This window comes from Bacillus sp. SSR7, assembly GCF_055902415.1.
In genome coordinates, this window is record NZ_JBVVXV010000043.1 from 1 (window position 1) to 2,400 (window position 2,400).

General features: G+C 31.1%; 2 protein-coding genes. One reads left to right on the top strand and one right to left on the bottom strand.

All coding sequences use genetic code 11. From position 1 onward, the window contains the following. Window positions 1-253: 253 nt before the first annotated feature. A complete protein-coding gene (locus tag AC0NJG_RS28545) occupies window positions 254-1,045 on the top strand; it encodes a sulfotransferase family 2 domain-containing protein (RefSeq protein WP_474063706.1) in 792 nt (263 codons plus the stop codon). Between the two features lie 86 nt (window positions 1,046-1,131). On the opposite strand, the gene AC0NJG_RS28550 is transcribed toward AC0NJG_RS28545, so the two are convergent. Then, on the bottom strand, window positions 1,132-2,064 hold the full coding sequence (locus AC0NJG_RS28550; RefSeq protein ID WP_176364462.1) for a DMT family transporter: 933 nt from the start codon (window positions 2,062-2,064) through the stop codon (window positions 1,132-1,134). Window positions 2,065-2,400: the final 336 nt, after the last annotated feature.

A 2,400-nucleotide genomic window follows, 5' to 3' on the forward strand; every position in this document is an offset into this window, starting at 1 on the left:
TTTTCAAAGAACTACTTAGCCGCTCATTTGCGACTTCCTTATGTTAACATTTTCATCTTTCAATGTCAACTAAGTTTTTCATTTCGTTTGTCGCTTTCGACGTTGTTGTCATCGGCGACTTTTTCTATATTACACTCCTATTCAATAATAGTCAATATTAATCTTTCACTTTTTTAGAAAAGATGAAACAGTTACTCATATTCCTCTTTATTTTTCATACATATAATTAAAATATCTGAAAGGGGTGTAGAGATTGTTCAATCCTCCCTTATCACACATCATCAATGCCCATTCAAGAACTCCACATTATCATAAGAAATTTCCTATCATTCTATTTTGGAGCCAAAAAAGTGGTTGTACTTCTCTTGCCAAGTGGTTCTTTTACCAGATTGATTTATTACAAACAGCTCTAAGTTATAGCCCTTTCATTCATAATTATGAATATGATATATACAAAAGTACACCTGCCTATAATGTACGACTAGGTATAGCATTACGAGAAAAACAAAAAGAAACTTTTAAACTTGTTCGTAACCCTTATAGGAGAGCAGTGAGCTCTTTCGTATCCTTAATCACACCTCCCTATATAGAGAATCCCGAATGGAAGCCCATCCGAAAGTTTCTATATCAAGATGAAAATTCCTCCAAAGGATTCTCTTTTAAACAATTTCTATACTATCTATTTATTAATCGTACTCAGCCAAATGATATTAACCCGCATTTTACACAACAATATATAGCTGGTGAAGAAGAATATGTGACCAATTATATATACTTAGAAAACTTCGATCAAGCAATGAAAACATTAGAAAAACGTTTCGAATTAAAAACCGCTCCAATAAATGAATTCTCAACATCATGGCATCATCAAACTCCCGCCATGACCTATAAAGGAAATTTTAGCGAAGCAGATATTACTGATCCTTTATTTCCTCGCTACCCTACTTTCGAAAGTTTTTATGATACCGAATGTATACAACTCGTTCAAACAATATTTCAAAATGATTTCAATACGTATAGATATAGTAGAGAATACCTATACTGATTTCAATCTATTATCTTTGCCAAATATAAAAAACACCTTATATATATTAGGTGTTTTTTATATTTAAACCATATACAGCATGCTGCTTAGCATTCCTTACTATTCAAGTTATCCTTCTTTAATAACTTACTTATCTTTTGTTTATCCGCCCATCCTACCCCTATTAAAACTAAACTTCCTCCTATTACTATCTTCCAAGTTAAAGCTTCATCTAATAAAACAATTGAGGCAAAAATACTTATTAACGGTAAGGCATTTAAATATAATCCACTTACCGATGCCGAGACTGACTCTAATGCTCTATTCCAAAACCAATACGCTAAAATTGTTGCTCCAATAACAAGATATATTATACTTAGTCCGGCCTTCCATGTTTCAACCTTTGGAAAACCGTAATAAAAAATTTCTACCGTTGCAAATGGTAATAGAATAACAGCTCCAATAATTAAAGTTAGTGTTGTAAAAACCTTTTTTGATAGATACTGTTCTTGTTTTGGTCTTTTCAGCAATACTGTATAGAAAGCAAATAAAAAAGTACTTAATAAAATAAGGGTATCTCCTATTAAAGATACTTCTTGATCGACGTTACTAGATGGAATGGTAATAAGAAGTACCCCGGCAGCCCCGAGTACAATACCGATCCAATAATTAAGCTGAATTTTTTCTTTTAAAAAGAACGCTGAAAAAAGAATTGTAACTAAAGGTAAAGCAGCATCAATAATACTAACATGCAATCCACTTGTTAAAGAAATACCGTAGGATGTGAACATAAAATAACCAGCTACACCAGTAAAAGATAGTAAATTCATCCTTTTCCACGGCACTTGTTTATGTGCAACCGATCTTTTTAATTGTTTAAATGAAAATAGTAAACAGATTCCACCCGCGAAGAAAAGACGAATAAATAACAAAGTAAATGGCTGAATAGATTCTAATGCCCACTTTGTTGGTGCAATAGCTGTCCCCCATAATATAACAGCCACTAATAACATGCATATTTCTTTCATAATCCCCCACACCTATCAAAAATATATGTTAACTATCTTAATTATAGATTTTTTCTTATGCAAAATCCTTTAAAAATGAAAAAACATTATGCAAAAACAACTGAATAGTTATTTTTCACATAACGTTTTCATATATTTTTAGTCATTCTACAACTTAATTATATAAGAAGGTAATTCTTACCTTAAAATAATATTTAAACGTATTATTTTATAACCCTTTACCAGAACATCGTTCAAAATTCATTTAAAATAGTTTCTTTTTCATTCTTTTCCCTCTGTAAGATGACTAAAGGTAAATAAAAATAAACACAAAAAAACCTAAGTCGAAACGACTTAGGTTTTTGCTTG